Here is a 21,511-nt window from a genome sequence, read left to right on the forward strand (position 1 = left end):
TTGTGTGTGATCCGGCCCCATCGCGAGAAAGCTCGCTCCCACTGGTACAGCACCAGACCTTGTGGGAGCGAGCTTGCTCGCGATAGCGGTCTGTAACACAACGCAAAAACCTCACTGACGCCCCGCCACAAAACCCCAACCGAACATCTATCCTACATAAAGGTCAACCAAAGGAGCCCAACGGACCGGAGGGATGTTCATCGTGCATATCGCTGACATAACCATGTTCTACGCCCCTGCCAGCGGTGGCGTGCGCACTTATCTGGATGCAAAGCACCGTCGCCTGAGCATCAAGCCGGGCATTCGCCACAGCCTGTTGATCCCGGGAGCTTACTTGAGTGAACAGGATGGCGTTTACACGGTTCCGGCCCCCGCCCTGCCCTTCGGCAAGGGTTACCGTTTCCCCCTCCGTCTCGCGCCTTGGCGCAATGTTCTGCAGGACTTACAGCCCGACCTGATCGAGGTCGGCGACCCCTATCTAACCGCATGGGCGGCCCTTGATGCCCGGCGGCAACTCGATGTCCCGGTGATCGGCTTTTATCATTCGGACCTGCCGCTGCTGGTCAGCAATCGCATGGGCAACTGGGTCACCACCAACGTCGAAGCCTATGTCAGCAAGCTCTATGGCAACTTCGATCGGGTTCTGGCACCCAGCCAGGTCATGGCCGACAAACTGATCGGGCTGGGGGTGAAGAACGTTTTCGTGCAACCGCTGGGCGTCGACTTGCAAACCTTCAATCCCACCGCACGAGACACAGGCCTGCGGGCCGAATTGGGCATTGATGAAAACACTCATTTGCTGATCTTCGCCGGGCGCGGCTCCAAGGAAAAAAACCTGCCGGTGCTGCTCGACTGTATGAAACGCCTGGGCCGACGCTATCACCTGCTGCTGGTAGGTTCGTCGATGCCGGCCGCAGTGCCCGACAACGTTACCGTGATCGGTGAGTTCTGTGCGGCGGCACACGTGGCGCGATTGATGGCCAGCGCCGATGCGCTGCTGCATGCCGGTGATCAGGAAACATTCGGCCTGGTGGTTCTGGAAGCCATGGCCAGTGGCATTCCGGTGGTGGCCGTGGCGGCCGGGTCCTTTCAGGAAATCATCACCGATCAATGCGGCCTGCTCTGCCCGCCGAACAATCCAATGGCGATGGCCAACACGGTCCGCGAGCTGTTCAGTTCGGGCAGCGTCGTTTTGGGTAAACAGGCCCGCAGCCATGTCGAGCTGCATTACTCCTGGGACGCGGTGGTCAACAGCCTGCTGGGGCACTATCACGCCGTGCTCGGCAGCCACTGGCCGCTGACGGCCAATGGTTGAGCCCATGAACCCGCCCAGCCTGTTACTCGTGCTGCACGACGTCGCACCGCAAACCTGGGCCGATTATCAACCCTTTGTCGATGCCGTCGACGCGCTGGGCGAGGTGCCGATGACCTGGCTGGTGGTGCCCAATTTCCACAAGCAAAACGATCTGGAGGAGCATCCGGGATTTCGACGTTCGCTCACCTGTCGTATCGCCCGAGGTGACGAACTGGCATTGCACGGTTACTTTCATTGCGATGAAGCGCCAGCTCCCAACACGCCACGAGACTGGTTCATGCGCCGGATCTACACCCACGAAGGCGAGTTTTACAGCCTGTCTCAAGCAGCCGCCCTCGCCCGCCTGCGCGCCGGCATCGAAATATTCCACCGTTATCACTGGCCGCTGGAGGGCTTCGTCGCCCCGGCCTGGTTGATGAGCGAAGGGACGCGCCAGGCCTTGCGCCAGTTACCCCTGAGTTACACCAGCGATTCGCAGCATCTGTATCGTCTGCCGGACTTCAGCGCGGTTGATGCACCAGGGCTGGTCTGGAGTGCGCGCAGTGCCTGGCGTCGAGGGGTGTCGAAGCTGGTCAGCGATCAACGCGAACAACGCTGGCGGCAAGCACCGGTGATTCGTCTGGGCCTGCACCCGGTGGATATGCGCCATGAGTTCTCGCGCTCTTACTGGCTGCAAACCCTCAAGCGCTTGCTCGACGAGGGACGTGTGCCGATGACCAAGGCACGCTGGCTGGCGATGCAAAGCGACCGTATGGGTCGCGCCGCATGAGTCGCGGGATTCTGCTGCTCGTCGCGCTGCTCGCTGCGGTGCTGATTCCGTCGCTGCTGGGCGGTAGCGAAACCTGGTATCGGCTGCGAAGCTTTCCACTGCAATGGCTGCTGATCATGTTCGGCATGATCCTGCTGTGCTGGGTGCTCAACACGATGCGCTTGCGCCTGTTGCTCGGGGATCAGCGCGATAAGGTGGGCCCGCTCAAAAGCCTCGGGGTGGTGATGGCCGCCGAATTCGCCTATTGCGCTACCCCCGGCGGCAGTGGCGGACCGCTGACCATCATGGCGCTGCTGGCGCGCAATGGCGTGCGTCCGGCCCGGGGCAGCGCCGTGTTTGCCATGGATCAACTGAGCGATCTGTTGTTTTTTCTCTGCGCGCTGAGCGGGATCCTGATTTATGCGTTGTTCCAGCACCTCAGCCAACGCATGGAATGGCTACTGACCGTCAGCGCCATTTCGATGTTCGGCGGGTTGTTTAGCTGCGTGGTGGTCGCTCGCTACCATCGAGTGCTGATTCGTCTGAGCGGTCGGTTGCTCGCTCGCCTGAATGTCAAAACCACCACGCGCCTGCGCTGGGCGCGAAAACTCCTGCACTTTCTGGCGGCGTTCACGGACACATTGAAGCTGCCTTTTCAGACATTAATTACGGTGTTTGCCCTGACCTGCCTGCATTGGGTTTTGCGCTATAGCGTGCTGTATCTGGCGTTACGTGGGCTCGGGGCGGATTTGCAGTGGGCCTGGAGCTTTCTGATCCAGATGCTTTCGCTGAGCGCGGGGCAATTCAGCCTGTTACCGGGCGGTGCCGGGGCGGCGGAGTTGACGTCGGCGGCGCTGCTGGCGCCGATGGTGGGGAAATCCACCGCGGCGGCGGCGATTCTGATCTGGCGGGCGGTGACCTATTACTTTTATCTGGTCGTCGGCGGGCCGGTATTTTTACTGATGCTTGGGCGGCCGCTGCTGAAGAAGTTGATGAAGTTCAAACAGGCGTAGGCTTGTCATCGGGTTCTTGCTGCAACTGCTCCCACAACTCGGCCGCACCGGGAAACTCCGTGCCGTCTTCGGGGCTCATGTCATCCGGGTCGTAACGACTCAAACACCCTTCGCCCAACGTGGCAGGAGCCTTGGATGTCGCTTTGTCGAGTGGATCGGCCATGGTCATGTCCTCGCTCTACACAGATCGTTCCCACGCGTGGGAACGATCAACAGCCGGCTGTCAGAACACGACGGTTTTGTTGCCGTGCACCAGCACCCGATCTTCCAGGTGATAACGCAGACCACGGGCCAGCACCATTTTCTCGACGTCCCGACCGAAACGCACCATGTCGTCGATGCTGTCACTGTGGCTGACGCGAACAACGTCCTGTTCGATGATCGGACCGGCATCCAGCTCTTCAGTCACGTAGTGGCAAGTAGCGCCGATCAACTTCACGCCACGCATCGATGCCTGGTGATATGGCTTGGCACCGACGAACGACGGCAGGAAGCTGTGGTGAATGTTGATGACCTTGTGAGCATATTCGCGGCACAACTCGGGCGGCAGGATTTGCATGTAGCGGGCAAGTACGACCACTTCGGCATCGTGCTGCTTGACCAGGCGCGAGACTTCGGCGAATGCCGGCTCTTTATCCTGCGGATTGACCGGTACGTGGTAATACGGAATCCCGTGCCACTCGACCATGCTGCGCAAGTCGTCATGATTGGAGATCACACAGGAAATTTCGCAATCCAGCTCATCACTGTGCCAGCGATGCAACAAGTCGGCGAGGCAGTGAGACTCGCGACTGGCCATCAGTACCACGCGCTTTTTCTGCTCGGTATCGGTGATGCGCCAGTTCATCGAGAACTCTTCGGCAATCGGTGCAAACGCTTCGCGAAAGGCATCGATACCGAAGGGCAGCGAATCGGCACGAATTTCGTGACGCATGAAGAACCAGCCACTGAGATTGTCCGAGTGATGGCTCGCTTCAGTGATCCAGCCGTTATGTGACGCCAGAAAGTTACTGACTTTAGCAACGATACCGACGCGGTCCGGGCAAGCAATCACCAGCCGAAAAGTGCGCATGAGGGTCAAACTCCAGAACTTCGCAAAGGCGGCCATTCTAGCGATTGCGCAGCAAAACTGCAGTATTGATGACGTTTGGCCCGACACAAAGGTTAGCAGCACAGGTTCCGGCAGCACCTGCAACCCGCGCGATGGTGTTCCTGTTGCCAATCTTCAAGTGCCCAATTGTGAATATTCGCGATGACTGCATCACACTATTTAACTACCTCGGCAATTTATGCCCTATTCACCGTAACTAATTTAAATAAAACTCCGGTTATATGTTTACTTGGTGAAACACCCTGACTATTATTACCGCACTGTCACCTGCCATCCAGCGCCCCAACATAAGGTAGTCCTCATGTCCTTGATCAACGAATATCGCGCCACCGAAGAAGCTATCAAAGAGCTGCAAGCCCGTTTGAAGAACCTGTCCCAAGACGACAAACTGCAAACCGAGCTGGAATTCGAAGGCAAACTGCGCACCCTGATGGGCGAATACTCCAAGTCTCTGCGTGACATCATTGCGCTATTGGATCCAGAGTCCAAAACCAAAGCACCACGCGGCGGCGCAGTAAAAACTACTGGCACCAAGCGTGCTCGCAAAGTTAAACAATACAAAAACCCGCACAACGGCGAAGTCATCGAAACCAAAGGTGGCAACCACAAAACTCTGAAAGAGTGGAAAGCCAAGTGGGGCGGTGACGTGGTTGAAGGCTGGGCTACCCTGCTGGGCTAAGCCGCAGCGCTTGTCGCAGACTCATCCGCGACAAAAAAGAACGCCAGCATCTGCTGGCGTTTTTTTATGCCCGGCATTCAGCCTCCGGACATTTACGCTTTCAAAGATTCAAACGTTTGCGTAATCCTTCGACATAATTCTGCCATTCATTCAGCACCTCTCGCTGAAACGATGTAGCCGTAATACTCCATTGGGCGGCTGCTTCTACAAAAGTTTGCAGCGTATTTGGCGCCCCCCACTCGGGTGCTGACAAACGTTGCTGACAGAATATTCGCCAGCGCTCTTGCTCTTCGAAATTCAACGTATCGGGGAAGTTGCGTGCGCGATATCGAAACAATAATTCAGGCAATCGTTCATCATCGAAAGGCCATTGTTGTTGCGCTAATTGAGCCGGGTCGACAGACCTGACTTGCTCGCATAGGCGCCGATCCCGATCACCGATAAAACCATCGTACAACTGCTGCTCAGGGTCTCGGCTCGGGGTGAAATCTTCGCTGGCGTAAATCGCCTGAACTTTATCTCGCCAAATTGTTTGTGCGTCACTTAGCCGCAGCGCACGCTCTTGGTAGAGCGACATATCCAGCCCCAAACGTTGCTGATCTTCAGCGCGAAGTACCGACAACGGCGCCACCACCGGGCATTTATTGATGTGGATAAGTTTGAGCGGCACCGGCAACTCGCCCTCGGCCAAGTCATCGCGGCGGGTATACAGCCGTTGGCGCAAGTTGTCGGCATCAAGATCGAGCAAGCCTTGAGGGTCCAGGTGCAGATCACAGACAATCAAGGCGTTCTTGTTGCGCGGGTGCCAGGCCAAGGGCAGCACTACACCGACATAACTGCGCGCCGCTGAAAAGCGCCCGGAGATGTGCACCATCGGCTGCAACAGACGAATCTGATCCATCACCTTTTGTTTACTGCGCAACTGAAACAACCAGTCATACAACTTCGGCTGCTTTTCCCGGATCAGACGCGCCAGGGCGATAGTGGCGCGAACGTCCGAAAGCGCTTCGTGAGCATTTCCGTGATCAATGCCATTGGCGGCGGTCAGGCGTTCGAGCTTGAGCGTTATCCTCCCCTCATCGTCCTTCGGCCAAACGAGGCCGTCAGGGCGCAAGGCATAGGCTGCACGCACCACATCGATCAGGTCCCAGCGGCTATTACCGCCCTGCCACTCGCGCGCGTAGGGGTCGAAAAAGTTTCGGTAAAGACTGTAACGGGTCATCTCGTCGTCGAAACGCAGCGTGTTGTACCCCGCCCCACACGTGCCGGGCGCAGCGAGTTGGGCATGCACCCGCGTCATGAAGTCGGCTTCGCTCAGGCCTTGCTCGGCCAGTCGGCCGGGCGTGATACCCGTGATCGCACAGGCCGCCGGATGGGGCAGGATGTCTTCACTGGGCTGGCAGTAAAGGTTGACCGGCTCGTCTATTTCATTGAGATCGAAGTCAGTGCGAATCCCCGCCATTTGCAGCGGGCGGTCGCAACGGGGGTTGATGCCAGTGGTTTCATAGTCGTACCAGAAGATAGAGGTCACGGGCTATTCCTGAACTGAAGATCGGCGAAGTCTAGGCGTTCACATCCCGCCCCGGCCAGTAATCTCGTCATTCAATCACCTCTGGCCACTTACCGTGCAATACATAGTTATGTCGTTTTCCCCCGAGAGGCTGCTAGCATCGGACGGACATCGAATCCCGAACAGGCCACATCAAGGTTGCCCATGCTCGAGACCACAGCACTGCCAAGGAAAGCGACGCTGTCCCCGCCACTGGATACGCGGTATCAAGTCGAAACGCCGGAAGGCATCGACCTGCCACTGCGCCCGGCCGGGTTGATGGTTCGTGCGCTGGCGTTCTCCATCGATCTCGGACTGCGCGGGTTGATCGTTGGCCTGCTGTTCATTGTCCTGGCATTCCTCGGGAAACTCGGTGCAGGGCTCGGCTCGATTCTGTTGTTCGTGGTGAGCTGGTGGTACATGGTGCTGTTCGAAGTGCTCAATCAGGGTCGTTCGCCAGGCAAGCAGTGGATGGGCCTGCGAGTGGTGCAGGACGATGGCACGCCGATCGGCTGGTCCGCCTCGCTGCTGCGCAACCTGCTGCGATTTGTCGACATGCTGCCGTTCGGCTATTTCCTCGGGGCCATCAGTTGCCTGCAACATCCCACCTTCAAACGCCTCGGCGATCTGGCCGCCGGCACGCTGGTGATCTACCGCGAACAGCCGCTCGCCCGACCGCAACTGCCCACCGTCCAGCCCCGGCGCCCGGCCTTTGCGCTGACGCTGACCGAACAACGCGCCGTCCTCGGGTTTGCCGAGCGTCAGGGCGAACTTTCTGAAGCACGGGTCAAAGAGCTGGCGGCCATACTCGCGCAACCGTTGCAGGTGTCGGCGCCAGGGGCCGTGGACGAACTCAATGGCATCGCCCGCGGCTTGTTGGGCCCCACATGAAACAAAACCTTTTCGAAAATCGCCACAAAGCCGAATGGGAGCAATTTGCTCTCATGCTTCAACAGCTGGAGCAAGGCAAGGAAGCCGAACGAGTCGCCCGTTTCCCAAGCGATTACCGTCGTCTCTGCCAGCATCTGGCGCTGGCCCAGGAACGTGGTTACAGCAGCTTTCTGATCGATTCATTACAGCAACAAGTACTGCGCGGGCATCAACAGCTTTATCGCCACCGCAGTCGACTGGCTGCCAACGTGCTGGGCTTCATCCTGGCTGACTTCCCGCGACTGGTGCGCGAACAGTGGCGCTTCGTGCTCGCCGCCGGCCTGATGTTTTTTGGCAGCCTGATCGGCATCGCACTGCTGGTGTATCTGTTCCCCGACCTGGTCTACAACCTGATCCCGGCCGAGCAGGTCAGCGAGATGCAAGGCATGTACGACCCCGAGGCCGGTCACCTGGGACGCTCGGCGGAACGGGCGGCCAGTGAAGACTGGGTGATGTTCGGTTACTACATCATGCACAACATCGGCATCGCCTTTCAGACCTTCGCCAGCGGTGTTTTGTTTGGCCTGGGCAGTGCGTTTTTCCTGTTCTTCAACGGTTTGATGATCGGCGCGGTGGCCGGGCACCTGACGCACATCGGCTACGGGCAAACATTCTGGTCATTCGTGGTTGGCCACGGTGCCTTCGAACTGAGTGCTATTGCACTGGCGGGTGCCGCCGGCCTGCAACTGGGTTGGGCGTTGATCGCGCCGGGACGCCTGCCCCGCTCCGAGGCCCTGCGATTGGCGGCACGCAAGAGCGTGCTGCTGATTTGCGGAGTCATGCTGTTTCTGCTGATTGCGGCGTTTATCGAAGCTTACTGGTCGTCCACGATCGGGGTCGCGCCAATGACCAAGTACCTGGTCGGTGCAGCGCTCTGGTTGTTGGTGGCGGTTTATCTGCTGTTTGCCGGACGGACTCGCCATGCGCCTGAGTGACGCCACGGTTGTCATCCGCCCGCGCACCACCTGGGAAGCCATGGACCTGGGCGTCCTGCTGAGCCAGCGACACCGGCGTCTGCTGATGACCAGTTGGGCCATCGTGACCTTGCCGATTTTCGCCCTGCTCAGTTGGGTGCTGTGGGATTCGCCCTCCCTCGCCGTGTTCATTTTCTGGTGGCTGAAACCGGCGTTCGACCGCCTGCCGCTGTACATACTGTCCAAAGCCATGTTCGGCGAAACGCCCACGCTGAAGCAGGCGCTGCGCCAATTTCCGCGGCTGCTCCAACCGCAACTACTGGTGAGTCTGACCTGGCGGCGCCTGAGCCTGAGTCGCAGTTTCCTGATGCCGGTGGTGCAACTCGAAGGGCTGAGTGGGCAAGCGCGACAACAGCGCTTGCAGGTGCTATTGCAGCGCAACGCCGGTGCTGCGCGGTGGCTGACCATCATCGGCGTACACCTGGAAAGCGCGTTATGGATCGGCCTGATGGTGCTGTTCTATATGTTCTTGCCGCAACAGGTCGAACTCGACTGGAGCTGGCAGACCTTGATCACCGCCGCCACACAGGACTGGCGTTGGCTGGAACACCTGACCAACGCCTTTTACGCACTGGTGCTCATTGTCTGGGAACCGGTTTATGTGGCCTGCGGCTTCAGCCTTTATCTGAATCGGCGCACGGTGCTGGAGGCGTGGGATATCGAGCTGGTGTTCCGCCGCATGCGCCAACGCTTGAGCAGCGCCGCTGTCACCCTGCTGCTGGCGGCGTTCCTGTTGATGCCGACGGCGCAAACCGTCTGGGCCACCGAGCCAGTCATTTCACCCGACAGCCCACGCCTGCTGGACCAGCCGTTAACCAGTCAGGCGTCCCGGGACAGCATCAAGGCGATCCTCGATCAGCCTCCGTTCAAGAACAAGGAATCGGTCACGCGCTATCGGTTTGGCGAGGACAAACCAGCCGCCGACACGGCGGACGACGACAACGCCCCCGAATGGCTGGAGGCGCTGCTCAAGCTTCTGGACAACCAACGCTTCGGCGCAGCGGCCACGCTGATTGAAGTTGTGTTGTGGGGTGTCGTGATCGGTGCCATTGGTTTATTGATCTGGCATTACCGTGACGGGTTGCAAGCCTTCGTCAGCCTTCGTCCGGCCTTGAAGAGCAAGGTCGCGCGGCCGTTACCGCAACAGGCTTTCGGCCTGGACCTCAACCGCGAATCCCTGCCTGCCGACATCGCCGCCAGCGCCGAACACCTCTGGCAAACCCACCCTCGCGAGGCCTTGGGGTTGCTCTATCGCGGTCTGCTCAGCCACTTGCTGCACGACTTCAACATGGCGCTGAAACCCGCCGACACCGAGGGCCAGGTGTTGGAGCGCATTGAACAATTGCAACAACCTGCTTTGCTGGCCTTCAGTAAAAACCTGACCGGGCACTGGCAGAACATGGCCTACGGGCATCGCCTGCCTCCCGCGCATCTGCAACAGGAACTCTGTGACGGCTGGCGAGCCTTGTTCGGCCCGGGAGCGTTGCGTTGAACCGGCAACGCTGGCTGGCGGTCGGCGTGTTCATCGCCGTGCTATTGATCGCGCTGAGTGTTTATCTGTACGTCAAGGCGACGCCCTATCAGGCAGACATCGATCACGGCCCCTCGCCCGAAGCCCAGGCCAACCCTTACCTCGCTGCCGAGCATTTTTTGCGCAAACAGAACCTGACCGTCAGCCACGCCAATAGCCTCGACATTCTGCCTACCCTTGAGCCGCATCAGCACAGCCTATTGTTGCTCGGGGACCGGTACAACATGACCCCGCGCCAGATCGATCAGCTGTTGAACTGGACCCGGGCCGGCGGGCGTCTTTTGTTTGTTGCCCAGTCGCTGTGGGATGAAAAAACCGGCCAAAGCAATGACCTGTTGCTCGACCGGGTGCAGCTGCACCAGTCGCTGAGCAAAGACCTCAAGGACCCGCCGCCCGCTATCGACGACGATCCTTACCCCAAACTGACCAAGCTGTATCTGGAAGACGAAAACGCGCCAGCCTACGCCGGTTTTGATACCGCATTCCATCTCGAAGACCCGAAAAACCTCGCGCAAGCCTGGGCCAACAGCGGCAAGGCCACGCACATGATGCAGCTCAATCACGGGCTCGGTTCGATCACCGTGGTCACCGACGCCGACCTGTGGAAAACCCCGGCCATTGACCAGTACGACAACGCCTGGCTGCTCTGGTACCTGACCGCGGACACGAACGTGACCCTGCTGTTCAACACCGATCACGACAGTCTTCTGACCTTGCTCCTGCGCTATTTCCCCCAAGCATTGGTCGCCCTTTTTGCCCTGATCGGTCTTGGCTTCTGGCACGTCGGCGTGCGCCAGGGTCCGCTGCTGGAACCGGCCCCGAGAGCCCGCCGTCAACTTCAGGAACACCTGCGCGCCAGCGCCGATTTCATGCTGCGTCGCAACGGTCAGCAGCACCTGGTGCAAGCCTTGCAGCACGACATCTTGCGTCGTGTGCGGCGCCGTCATCCCGGTTTCGAACAACTCGGCGTTGCCGAACAATGGCTGGTGCTCGCACGCCTGACCGGCCAACCCACACGCGCAATCAGCCAGGCCATGAGCCCACGACCGAAGCAGCGGCTGTCCAGCGCTGAATTCAGCCGTCAGGTCGCCCACCTGCAAACCTTGAGGAACGCCTTATGAGTGAACAGATCGAGCCCGGCACACTGAGCCACGCTGCGCAGCAACGCCAGCGCGCCAGCCAGTTGGCCCAAGCAGTCAGAACTGAACTGCAAAAAGCCGTGATCGGCCAGAACACCGTGATCGACGACGTCCTCACCGCGCTGATCGCCGGTGGCCACGTCCTGCTCGAAGGCGTGCCGGGGCTGGGCAAGACGTTGTTGGTGCGTGCCCTCGCCCGCTGCTTCGGCGGCGAGTTCGCACGTATCCAGTTCACCCCGGACCTGATGCCCAGCGACGTCACAGGGCACGCGGTGTACGACTTGCAGACCGAGCAATTCAAACTGCGCAAAGGTCCGTTGTTCACCAACCTTTTACTCGCCGACGAAATCAACCGCGCCCCGGCAAAAACCCAGGCCGCGCTGCTCGAAGCCATGCAGGAGCGCCAGGTCACCCTCGAAGGCCGCGCCCTGCCCATCGTGCAACCGTTCATGGTGCTCGCCACGCAAAACCCCATCGAACAGGAAGGCACTTATCCCCTGCCCGAAGCGGAGCTCGACCGCTTCATGCTCAAGGTGCGCATGGACTACCCCGACGCCGATCAGGAGCTGAACATGGTGCGTCAGGTCAGCCGCTCGACCCGGGCCGACATGCTTGATGTGCAACCGCTGCGCACCGTCCTGCAAGCCAAGGATGTACTGGCCTTGCAACGCATTGCCAGCGATCTGCCGCTGGACGATCAAGTCCTCGATTATGCCGTGCGCCTGGCCCGCACCACCCGCACCTGGCCGGGCCTGACCCTCGGCGCCGGGCCACGGGCCTCCATTGCCCTGGTGCGCTGCGCCCGAGCTCGGGCGTTGTTGCGTGGCGGGGAGTTCGTGATTCCCGATGACATCAAAGGCTGCGCCCTGGCGGTGCTGCGCCATCGCGTGCGGATTGCACCGGAACTGGACATCGAAGGGCTGGACGTCGATCAGGTGCTCAAGCAACTGCTCGATCAAGTGCCGGCGCCACGTTTGTGAAACCCTCGCGCCTGTTACTGATCTGGCTGGCATTGCTGCTGGCCATCGGCATCGTGCTGGGCGCGTTGCGGGCATTGGAATTCGCGGTTCCATCGAGTCTGTTGTCGATCAATTGGGGATTGCTGCTGGCACTGCTGGCCTTGGCAGTACTCGACAGTGTCCGTTTCAAACGACTGCCCTCGCCCCGCCTCCAACGACAAATGCCCGGTAGCCTTGCACTCGGTCGATGGGGTGAAGTGCGACTGGAGATCGAGCATGATTTTGAACAACCACTGACCGTCCAGATTTTCGACCATGTACCGGAAGGTCTGAGCTTCGAAAACCTGCCCCTATCGGTCGAATTGCAACCCGGCCAACACAGCCAGATTGGCTATCGTCTGCGTCCTCTGAAGCGCGGCCACTTCACTTTCGAACAGTGTGAAATCAGCCTGCCGAGCCCCTTGGGATTATGGTCCGGCAAACGCCTGATCAACGTGGTCGACAATACCCGCGTCTACCCGGACTTCGCCCGTCTCTACGGCGGCCAACTGTTGGCGGTGGACAACTGGCTCAGCCAACTCGGCGTGCGCCAGCGGCAACGCCGCGGTCTGGGTCTGGAGTTTCATCAACTGCGTGAATTCCGCGAAGGTGACAGCCTGCGCCAAATCGACTGGAAAGCCACCGCCCGACAACGCACGCCGATTGCTCGCGAGTACCAGGACGAGCGCGATCAGCAGATCATCTTCATGCTCGACTGCGGTCGCCGCATGCGCAGCCAGGACGGTGAACTGGCGCATTTCGATCATGCGCTCAATGCCTGCCTGTTACTCAGCTACATCTCCCTGCGCCAGGGTGACGCGGTGGGCCTCTGCACCTTTGCGGGCGATCAACAACGTTACCTCGCCCCGGTCAAAGGCAGCGGCCAGCTCAACGTGTTGCTCAATACTGTCTATGACCTCGACAGCAGCCAACGCCCGGCCGATTACCAGGCCGCAGCCAGCCAGTTACTCGCCCGGCAAAAACGTCGGGCGCTGGTGGTGCTGGTGACTAACTTGCGGGATGAAGACGATGAAGAACTGTTGAGTGCGGTTAAACGCATGGGTAAACAACACCGAGTGCTGGTGGCGAGTTTGCGCGAAGAGGTGCTCGACACGGTGCGCCAAACGCCGGTGCAAACCCTGGACGAAGCCCTCGCCTATTGCGGCACAGTGGACTATTTGAATGCGCGGTCCGAACTCCATGAGCGGTTGAGTGCTCATGGAGTGCTGGTGCTGGATGCGCGGCCTGCGGAACTGGGCGCGGAACTGGTGACGCAGTATTTGAGTTGGAAAAAAGCCGGTGTTCTTTAAGACCCTGCGCTGTGAATCATTGCCCACTTCTATCCTTTGATGATCACATCGACACCCCAACGTTGCGGCGCCTCACCTGGATTTCTCACTTCGACATACAGCGAGACAGGCTCAACGTCCAACGGACTCCAATACCGCTTGATCTCACCACGAGCATCCGTTTTGGCCGGCAGGTAAGGCGCACCATTCACCGAGACGAAAACCTCTCTGTCTGGCAAAGGCTCTGCAGAGGCCGTTGACACGATCACGGCCGTCATAGAGATGTAGTCGCGAATATAAGCAGGATTTGGCGACGCAGTGACCTCTTTGATTCTGGCATGAACCGACAACACCTCAATCACCACCGACGCCATGTCCCAGCCTCCGCGCCCCCCTTTCACGGTCGCGACCAACAAATTTTCACCCACGTTCGACAGCGTGAAACTGACCGAAGCCACCCCATCCGGCCCAGTCATCGTCGGCGTCAGTTTGACGCCCGCGTACTCCCACATCACTTCCACCGCCGACAAAGGCTCACCGGTTCGGGCCGACACCACCGTAGCCGTGGCCGAAACGGTGTCTCCTGGATAACCCACCGGCTCGGTGCAGACCAGCGACTGAATCTCACGAGGCTCGTTCAAGGTAAACGGCAACGCAATCGACTCCGAGTGAATGGCATCTCCCGCCGTCGCCGTGAGTGGCGTGACACCGGGGACGGTCGGTTTGAAGCTCACTCTCGCCACCCCATAGAAGTCCGTCACGCTGGTCACTTCGCCGAGTTCAGGACTACGCCAGATCACCTGGATGCCAGCCATTGGCCTGCCGCTGATGGACGAAACCACCGTGACCTGCGCCTCCAGTGCCTGCCCCCAGTCCAGCCGCTGATCAGCACGGTTGTTGGCGAGGAAGCTCACCACTTGTGAGCCGGGTCCCACCGACATGGCATTGGCCGGAGAAAGCCTGGCCAATTTCGACGCGGAGAGGCACAACGAGAAACTGCCATCCCTCAGATCACCCACGTTGAAGGTGAACTCAAGTCCTAGCTCGGAAAACAGCCGTGACTCTCCAAGACTGACCGGTGAAAAAGTCATGCTCAGCCCGGCAGGCCCGGTGCCCATCATCCCCAGCCCCAACTGGCGTCCAAACAGTAGACTGTCATTCTGCGCCGCCCCCACCTCGAACCGGTGCTGGCCTTTGCGGCGAGGGAAGTACGTTTTCTCCCCCCAGGGCTCTGCAGGCTGCCCGTCAAATTTGACCATCAGCCCCTTCCACGGATCAGTCTCTATCGCCTTGACGGTCATGGAGCGTTTTTCCTCTCGACCGTCGTAAGGACTGAGCACCATGGCCTCGATGTCATGCTCCGACGCGCTCTGCGGCGTAAAGACAAAGCCGGACCAGCCGTCAGTATCGGTCTGCACCGTCAGGGGACTTTCCTGCGCTGTCCATCTCACCGGTACCTGCGCAACGGGCTGCCGGGTAAAGGTGGAAACAACCTGTAACCACATCCAGGTGCTGTCATCGCCGACAATCGGGTCCACGGTCGGCTCATGCAGCGCCTCGATCCTTAGCTTGTTGTGCCCCAGTGCCATGTCGTTGGCCGTGGCTGTCAGACCGAGTTGCGGCAACTCCAACCCCAGCGAGAACTCCCCGTTTTCCTGACTTTCGGTGAAATCCAACAGCCACCGCGCCCCGCCATCGCTAAAGGTCGGCGGCTGGTCCAACGACGGTTCGACCGTTGCATCCAACGCCTCGGCCGGCGTTCCTGTCCATATCAGCTGCGCTGTGAGCCCGACCAGCGGGCTCAGTTTATTGGGCAAGACGTTGAAGTGATGAATCGCCCCGAGGCAGGGGTACAGCTTGTCGCGGCCAATCGGTGCCCGCACTTGGTCAAGCACAATACTCACTTCATCGGCAAGATTGTCCGACAGCAAGCGTCCGGACAATTCACGGGGTGACGCTATTGCATCGCTCTCAAGAAGCCACTCGAACAAACCGCTGCGACTGTCTCCGGACTCGGAACTGATCTGCCATACCCAGCTACCTTCATCGACTTGCGGATCTCCGATCAGCAGCCCCAGATCCTGATCCGGACCACGAAAGCTCAACGTCATGGATTCATGCACCACCGTGCTGCCTTCCGTTGGCGTCACTCTGAACCTGTGTGACCCACCACGTCGGCAAACCACCCCTACCGCGGCCAGGTCGACCAGGGAGTCGTCCAGATAAAACCCGACCTGATTCTTCCACGGGCTGGTGTCGAGCGCCGTCACCGGGAACTCGTGCCCAATAGGTTCCATCTCCGCGTGGGCCCGGATCTTGACCGGGATGGTGTAATTCCCTGGTTGGGTCGGGGCATGCAGCATACTGGCCCAGCCACCCGCACCGGTAAAAGTGCGTACCGGGCCATCGGGCAGCTCCCAGTCCACCAGGGCGTTGGTCACCGGATCACCCGAGCCTCTTTCAGTACGGTGCAGCACCTGCACCCGTAACAGCACCGACTCCTGCTCATCGATCACAGGCACTTTATTGGGCCCTCGCACCTCCCCCTTCGTGACCAGATTGCGTGCCAAGGACATGCGCTTCAATGGCGAAGGGCGTAACAGCCGCGAACAGACCAGCGAAAGGTCGAACCGACCATCAAGTCGATCATCACAGGTCATGCTCCACTCAGGTGCCTGGTCACCGACCGGCACAGGTTCTTCCAGCTCCGGAAATACGGTTACGCCCAGCTCCTGCGCAGCGGTACCCTCCCATTTCAGCGCCAGTGTGGTGCCTGACAACGGGCTGTCGTCGGGCAACTTCAACCTGACGAAATAAGTTGACCCGCGATTGGGATAACCGGTCTTTTCGGCCCAAGGCGTTTCTTCGCCTTCGGCAACGACCTTCACGTCATGCCACGGGTCAGTTTGAAGCGCGTTCACTTCCAGTGTTTTGGTAAATACGCCAGGGGTGTAATACAGGCTTTCCACGGACGCCTCAATAACATGCACACCAGGTGTCTTCGGCTCATAGGTCAGGTACGCCCAACCGTCGTCATCGGTGGTAGAAACGTTATCCGAGAGTTGCCCGTCGATACGCCAGGTGACCTCCCGACCGGGCATCGCCAGCGACGTGTAATACGAAATCACCTGAACGCCCAGGAGGACGTCTTCCTCATACTCCAGTACCGGGTCATACACGGCTTCCAGCACCCCGCGAAAATCCAGTCGATGATTCCCCAGCGACACCTCAATAGGGTAAGCCTGGGCGCTGTACTGATTTTGCAGCGTCATCGACAATGGCCCGCGCTCCTGATCATCGAGTATTGGGCAGAAAAGCTGCCACGGCGACTCCAGCGGATGGTCCTTGCCCCAGTCAGGATCCGCCAAAATTGCACCTTGCGGGTTGTCGGCAAGGGTCCAGGACGCACAGGTGCCCAGCCAGGGGTTACCTGGCGTCGGTACAAAAGCAAGACTGTGGGACGCGCCATAACACAGGTACAACGGACGATCCGCTGGACGCGATTCGTCATCGAGCTTGATCACCTGCAACTGCAATGGCGGCAGATGCACCCGCAGCCTGAGTCGAGCGACGTGTATCCATGAGTCCATGCCGTCAACCGGTTGCTTGGGGCTGAAAATGCTGACGCGTATGCGGTCTTTCTCTTCCAGAGCCAGTGTCAGCTCATGCTCGGTCTTGTCCGGCTTGAAGGCGAATGGTTGCCCGCCATCCTGCCGGACCTGATCTTCATCGGCCACTTGCGGGTGGGTAGGGTTCAGCGGCAGTTCAAGCGTTTCGCCCCCCTGACGCAGCACTTCGATCACCAACTTGCCCGGTGCGGTGCTATAGGTCTCGTGAAGAAAACTGAGGATATAACGCGCATCAGTCCCCAAGGTCTTCGGTACCTCGAACTCCTGGCTGACCGAGGCTTCATCACTGGCAATCAGGTAACTGATTTCGAAGCCCTCATCGTCGGAATACTCGCCACTGCCAGTAGCGAGATTCTTCGGATTGATCGGTCCTTCAGTCCAGTGTTCAAGCGCTTGGCTGAACTCACCATTCTTTATCAAACTCTGATCAACCTGAATGACCGGTTCACTCATGATTGCCTGCTCCTGTTGCGATCCGCTGGCTGACCAGATTCTGGACTTTAAGGGTGAAGGCCGGATCGCCCGACAGCGCCGTGTAACGCACACGCACAATGATGTCGGTCAACGATTTCAGCATTGCCTGTTGGGGTTCCTTGTCCGGCCAAGGGCACTTCAACACCCAGTTCGAGACCGCCCCCGTGCATTCGAAGGGATTGAGCAAGCCTTCGTCAGGCTTCATGGCGTTCATACCGGAATCGGCGATACCCACCGACAAGGCGATTTGCTGACCGCTGCGCAGGTCGATCTGGATATCCTCCGGCGCCCCCCCGGCGGTTGGCGCATACAGGTATTCCACCGAGCGCCCCGACGCTTTGGTCGCCGTCATGCTGCTAATCTGCAGCAAGGTGGCCCGGACATTTTCGTAGGGCCCGGCCAGCATCGGCATGTCGACTTCGACCGAGCTGATCTGGCGGCAGTAATGGCCCGGATGATCACGATCGAACAGCAACTGCGTCAGCTTGAACTCCAGAGCGCCGGTCTCCTGCAGCTCCTTGAGCGCAGTGATCCAGCTCTCGTAACCGGTTTGCCGATCCAGGGAATCTTCGAACAATTGCCGTAGCGAAACCGTCTTGATCAACTCCAGACGCCGCTCATGGCGTTGCAGGTATTCACGCTCCATGCGCAGTAAATACCCGCGCAGGTGCTCGCCAGCGGTCAGGCCATGACGGTTATCCAGCCAGACCTGAGGCAATGGAATCAGCGCATCAGAATTCCCGGTTTCAGCACTCAGCGACGCTTGGGCATTGAGGCACAAACTCACGACCGCATCGTAGGCCTGATAGTGCAACGCCTTGAATTGCCCCACCAGCCAGCCGAACAACTCGGCGTTGGTGGCCCGTTTCTTGATAAATGTGTACAGCGTCTGCGCGTGGCTGTTGGACCTCAAGGTTTGCGCCAGGCTGGCCTTGGCCGCTTCTACGGCATGGGTTTGCGCAGTGAGTTGCTCACTGATGGCGCGCATTTCTCCCTGTGCCTGATCGCGTTGCAGTTGCCAATCATCACGGCGGCGGCGGTAGGCTTCGGTGGTCGCGCTTTTTTCCGCATCCATTTGCAGCAGTGCAGACGCGAGTTCCAGGCCATAGACCACGGCGTCCGGCAGTTTTTCGAGCCGGGCGCCGCCACTGGCCACACCGAAAATGTTCGGTATCACGGCAGTCCCTGCACCAAATCCCTTGATAGCCTGTGTAGTCGTGTGCATTTGTTTGGCCAGGTGCATGTTGTTCATCACGTCGTATTCCACCGCCGTGATGTTTTCCTCATAGAGGGCGTTGTAGTGATTGGCACGTTCTTCGGCCATCGTCAGGCTCTGCCCCAGCGCGGTCACATTCGCCTCCAGCTGAGCGATTGTCTGTTCCTGCACGCTCTGCGCATAAGCGCCCAGCTCCACCAACTGGCCGTGTTGCAGCTCCTCCATCTCGGCCCGATCCCTTTGTTCGAGCAAGCGCAGCAATTGGCCGCCATACTCCTGAAGTATTTGTGCCGCTCGCAATGCGGCCTCGAACAAGACCCGCCAACGAAACGCCACAACCACCAGACGCCCCCCCATCGGCCGCGGCCCAGCAACGCCACCGGCCGCCAGATCGCGCAGCAGTTGATTGGGATCGGTCACCGGGTTGAACAGCAGAACCTGCATCGGCTTGCCATCGATGGTCAGGTTGTTACGCAAGTTGTGCAGACGCCGAGCGGGCTGCTCGAACAGGTCCTGCAACTGCGGATTGATCGGCACTTCGAACGGTCCGGTCGCCAGGCGGCCGAGCAACGGCGCGGTCCTGGCCCTGGCCGCCACGTCGCCCAAATCGAGGGCAAGCGACTGCTCGAACGCCTCCAGGGCCGGCCGCGTCCTGGCACTGTCCATCAGGTTTCCCACCGTCCTCGGTTGCCAGCGATTGACGGTTCTCTGCGTGGGGGGCTTGCCCATCAGGAATTCGGCTTGTACGTAACACAACTTGGCCGCCACCAGGCTGTCACGGGAGAGCTGGCGGTAATACCAATCGCCCCAGGCCATCAGGTTTTTCACGTACTCGGTGAACACCAGGATCTGGAAGTGCCGGGGGTTGGAGTAACCGATGGCATCCGGGTCGGTTGGGGCGGTGGCTTCACAGCCGGGGTTGGGCTTGACATCAGTGGGGACATTCAATGGCCGGCAACGCCAGTAACGCGGCTTTGCTACGGTATCGGGAGGCACTATCTGTGTGACGGCCGGGGCCTGTGGATCAAACAGGTAATGCAGCCAGTTTTGCGCCTCGGCGTAACGGTCTTCGGCTCTCAGGCGTGCGGTGATCAGCAACGGCAAATGGCAATGCAGCTCCCAGAAGAACAAGCCGTTGGCGCCGTCGAACGCACCATTGGGCTCACTGATTGGCCCGCCGGTCGGTGGCGGCTCCACCCGGTGCTGCATCTCCCAGCCCAGTACGGCATCGCCCGAAATGCTGGCGGCCTGCACCAGTTCGGGACCGTGCAATGAATTCAGACGGACATACCTGAGCGACCCGGTCGGCTGACGAAAGTCGAGAAATTGCGCCCCCGAGGGGTGGCTCCTGTCCAGCGCGGGCGTGACAAAGAGCGCGGTGTTAGTGAATGACAGCTTGTACTCTTTGCGTCCCAGACCGTCAGCCGCGGTGAGGCCGCCAAACTCAAAGGTCGCGTTTTGGAATGCAGTTGTCCGGTGCACGGCCATCCATGGCGTGTGCCATTCCCCTTTCCCGGAGAATGCCCCGGTGTAGGGTGCAGGATCACCTACGTTCCCATTCAGCAGCTTCAACTCGAATGTCTTGTCCCCCGCCGGGCCGACCGTATTGGCCGCACACACCCCGCACACCAGCAACACATTCTCCTCGACGCCGTCAGAGTTCCAATCCCGGAACACCAAGGCTCGCAACCCGTAGTAAGAGGTCAATGTACCGGGGGTCGTGACAGTTTCGGTGATCGCCGGCTGGTTCAGCGCCAGGATCGAATGCTGCACCCTGTCGCGATTGACGAACCGATATCCGGCCAGCAGATCCATGAACGCTTTATCGCTGTCGATCCTGCGAAACAGCACATCCCGGGCCTGGTACACATGTTTTTCGACGTCTTTACTGTCCTGGATAAACAACACACACAGCTTGCCCTTGGGGTGCTGATTATCGACCACCACGGTCGCGATCATCCGGGCATCGGCAGGCGTGAGGTCGTCCCCCTCGGCGCTGTGCAAGGACAGCGGCCCCGACCAATGCCCGCTCTGGGTCATGAACGCCACGTTGATGTCCAGCCTGTGCGGTATGTAATCGCCGGCACCTTTAGTGCTGCGCTTGTCGCGCCACTGTGCCCAGACCACGCATAAACGGCCACTCCACTGCACGAGCCGGATGTCCAGCACGTTCTCTGCGGCGGGAATGTCCACCGGCTGCCACTCGCCCCATGCCGCCGGGTTGACGGTTTTCGAGCATTGGGTGAGTGCGATATCGGCCTTGCGCCAGAAATACTGGAAAGGCTGCTCCCGTTGGCGCCCGATGAAGTAATAGTCCGCATCGGTGGCCGAGGCACCATCGATATAGCCGCTGATCACGTCCAGGTTGCAGATCTGCTCGAACGCTTGCAGGTAATCCTGCAAGGCGAGTTGCACCGAATCGGTGGTCAGGCGCGCCTGGTTCAGGTTGTTTTCCAGGGCTTTGAACAGCCCGGTCTTGCGCTGCCGCACGAAGGGGTTGATGTAGTTTTCCGGGTAGCAGGCAATCATCTGCAGCGCCGCCCAGTCCGGGTAGTTGCCGAATAGCTGCCAAAGCTCCAGATCATCCGGGTCGAACGCGTGGTTCTCAAAACCCGGTTCCAGCTTGCAGTACACCGCATGGATATATTGCTGGGCGCAACTGGTGGCTTCTGCCGCCCAGGAACTCTGTACCGCGTAGCTGTCCAGCGGGTCGAGACGCAGGAGTTCGAACAGATCCCCGGGGGTTCTCAGGAAATTGTAGTTGTCGTTCGCCGAGGATTTCTTGACTTGTCCGATGCAATACTCGACCAGGGCTGAACGGCGTTGTTCAAGCAATCCGGCAATGTTGGTGCGTTCCATGATGGTTCTCCTGAGTCGTGACCTGGTAGCGTTCGACTGTGCAGCAGGCTGCTTCAC

General features: G+C 59.5%; 15 protein-coding genes. 10 read left to right on the plus strand and 5 right to left on the minus strand.

What is annotated here, in order from left to right; translation table 11 throughout:
- The first annotated feature begins 193 nt into the window (after positions 1–193).
- The 3 genes from MO767_RS29220 to MO767_RS29230 are packed head-to-tail and all read left to right on the plus strand — an operon-like array spanning position 194 to position 3,076.
- A complete protein-coding gene (locus tag MO767_RS29220; RefSeq protein WP_282483350.1) occupies positions 194–1,315 on the plus strand; it encodes a glycosyltransferase family 1 protein in 1,122 nt (373 codons plus the stop codon).
- The gene (locus MO767_RS29225; RefSeq protein WP_282483351.1) at positions 1,308–2,084 is read left to right on the plus strand and encodes a polysaccharide deacetylase family protein; all 777 of its coding nucleotides are present in this window, start codon (positions 1,308–1,310) and stop codon (positions 2,082–2,084) included. Before MO767_RS29220 ends, MO767_RS29225 begins: the two co-directional genes overlap by 8 nt.
- A complete protein-coding gene (locus MO767_RS29230) occupies positions 2,081–3,076 on the plus strand; it encodes a lysylphosphatidylglycerol synthase transmembrane domain-containing protein (RefSeq protein ID WP_282483352.1) in 996 nt (331 codons plus the stop codon). Before MO767_RS29225 ends, MO767_RS29230 begins: the two co-directional genes overlap by 4 nt.
- On the opposite strand, the gene MO767_RS29235 is transcribed toward MO767_RS29230, so the two are convergent.
- Together MO767_RS29235 and purU are read right to left on the minus strand one after the other, a co-directional pair.
- Complete coding sequence (locus MO767_RS29235) at positions 3,063–3,239, minus strand: hypothetical protein (RefSeq protein ID WP_178122667.1); 177 nt, start codon at positions 3,237–3,239, stop codon at positions 3,063–3,065. The two genes, MO767_RS29230 and MO767_RS29235, sit on opposite strands and share 14 nt — an antisense overlap.
- A gap of 60 nt (positions 3,240–3,299) precedes the next feature.
- Positions 3,300–4,148, minus strand: coding sequence for a formyltetrahydrofolate deformylase (gene purU / locus MO767_RS29240; RefSeq protein ID WP_008147434.1), 849 nt, complete (start codon positions 4,146–4,148; stop codon positions 3,300–3,302).
- A 340-nt stretch (positions 4,149–4,488) separates the two neighbouring features.
- On the opposite strand from purU, the gene mvaT reads away from it, so the two are divergent.
- On the plus strand, positions 4,489–4,866 hold the full coding sequence (gene mvaT / locus MO767_RS29245; protein WP_007933316.1) for a histone-like nucleoid-structuring protein MvaT: 378 nt from the start codon (positions 4,489–4,491) through the stop codon (positions 4,864–4,866).
- 100 nt (positions 4,867–4,966) lie between these two features.
- On the opposite strand, the gene sbcB is transcribed toward mvaT, so the two are convergent.
- A complete protein-coding gene (gene sbcB, locus MO767_RS29250) occupies positions 4,967–6,397 on the minus strand; it encodes an exodeoxyribonuclease I (protein ID WP_282483353.1) in 1,431 nt (476 codons plus the stop codon).
- A 183-nt stretch (positions 6,398–6,580) separates the two neighbouring features.
- Here sbcB and MO767_RS29255 point away from each other — a divergent pair, with 183 nt between their 5' ends.
- From MO767_RS29255 to MO767_RS29280, 6 genes are read left to right on the plus strand one after another with little or no spacing between them, the layout of a single operon-like run.
- Positions 6,581–7,306 (plus strand): RDD family protein, encoded by a 726-nt coding sequence (locus MO767_RS29255; RefSeq protein WP_282483354.1) that lies wholly within the window; start codon positions 6,581–6,583, stop codon positions 7,304–7,306.
- A complete protein-coding gene (locus tag MO767_RS29260) occupies positions 7,303–8,280 on the plus strand; it encodes a stage II sporulation protein M (RefSeq protein ID WP_282483355.1) in 978 nt (325 codons plus the stop codon). The genes MO767_RS29255 and MO767_RS29260 overlap by 4 nt, the downstream gene beginning before the upstream one ends.
- Complete coding sequence (locus tag MO767_RS29265) at positions 8,267–9,811, plus strand: DUF4129 domain-containing protein (protein ID WP_282483356.1); 1,545 nt, start codon at positions 8,267–8,269, stop codon at positions 9,809–9,811. The genes MO767_RS29260 and MO767_RS29265 overlap by 14 nt, the downstream gene beginning before the upstream one ends.
- Positions 9,808–10,971: a DUF4350 domain-containing protein gene (locus MO767_RS29270; RefSeq protein ID WP_282483357.1), complete on the plus strand. Its 1,164-nt coding sequence runs from the start codon at positions 9,808–9,810 to the stop codon at positions 10,969–10,971. The genes MO767_RS29265 and MO767_RS29270 overlap by 4 nt, the downstream gene beginning before the upstream one ends.
- Positions 10,968–11,969 (plus strand): MoxR family ATPase, encoded by a 1,002-nt coding sequence (locus MO767_RS29275; protein WP_282483358.1) that lies wholly within the window; start codon positions 10,968–10,970, stop codon positions 11,967–11,969. The genes MO767_RS29270 and MO767_RS29275 overlap by 4 nt, the downstream gene beginning before the upstream one ends.
- A complete protein-coding gene (locus tag MO767_RS29280; protein WP_282483359.1) occupies positions 11,966–13,297 on the plus strand; it encodes a DUF58 domain-containing protein in 1,332 nt (443 codons plus the stop codon). The genes MO767_RS29275 and MO767_RS29280 overlap by 4 nt, the downstream gene beginning before the upstream one ends.
- Before the next feature lie 29 nt (positions 13,298–13,326).
- On the opposite strand, the gene MO767_RS29285 is transcribed toward MO767_RS29280, so the two are convergent.
- Both MO767_RS29285 and MO767_RS29290 read right to left on the minus strand, forming a co-directional pair.
- Positions 13,327–17,358, minus strand: coding sequence for a hypothetical protein (locus MO767_RS29285; protein WP_282483360.1), 4,032 nt, complete (start codon positions 17,356–17,358; stop codon positions 13,327–13,329).
- On the minus strand, positions 17,351–21,454 hold the full coding sequence (locus MO767_RS29290; RefSeq protein ID WP_282483361.1) for a neuraminidase-like domain-containing protein: 4,104 nt from the start codon (positions 21,452–21,454) through the stop codon (positions 17,351–17,353). Before MO767_RS29290 ends, MO767_RS29285 begins: the two co-directional genes overlap by 8 nt.
- Between the last annotated feature and the right edge of the window lie 57 nt (positions 21,455–21,511).

The organism is Pseudomonas sp. UYIF39 (assembly GCF_029963765.1).
In the GTDB taxonomy this organism is placed as follows: domain Bacteria; phylum Pseudomonadota; class Gammaproteobacteria; order Pseudomonadales; family Pseudomonadaceae; genus Aquipseudomonas.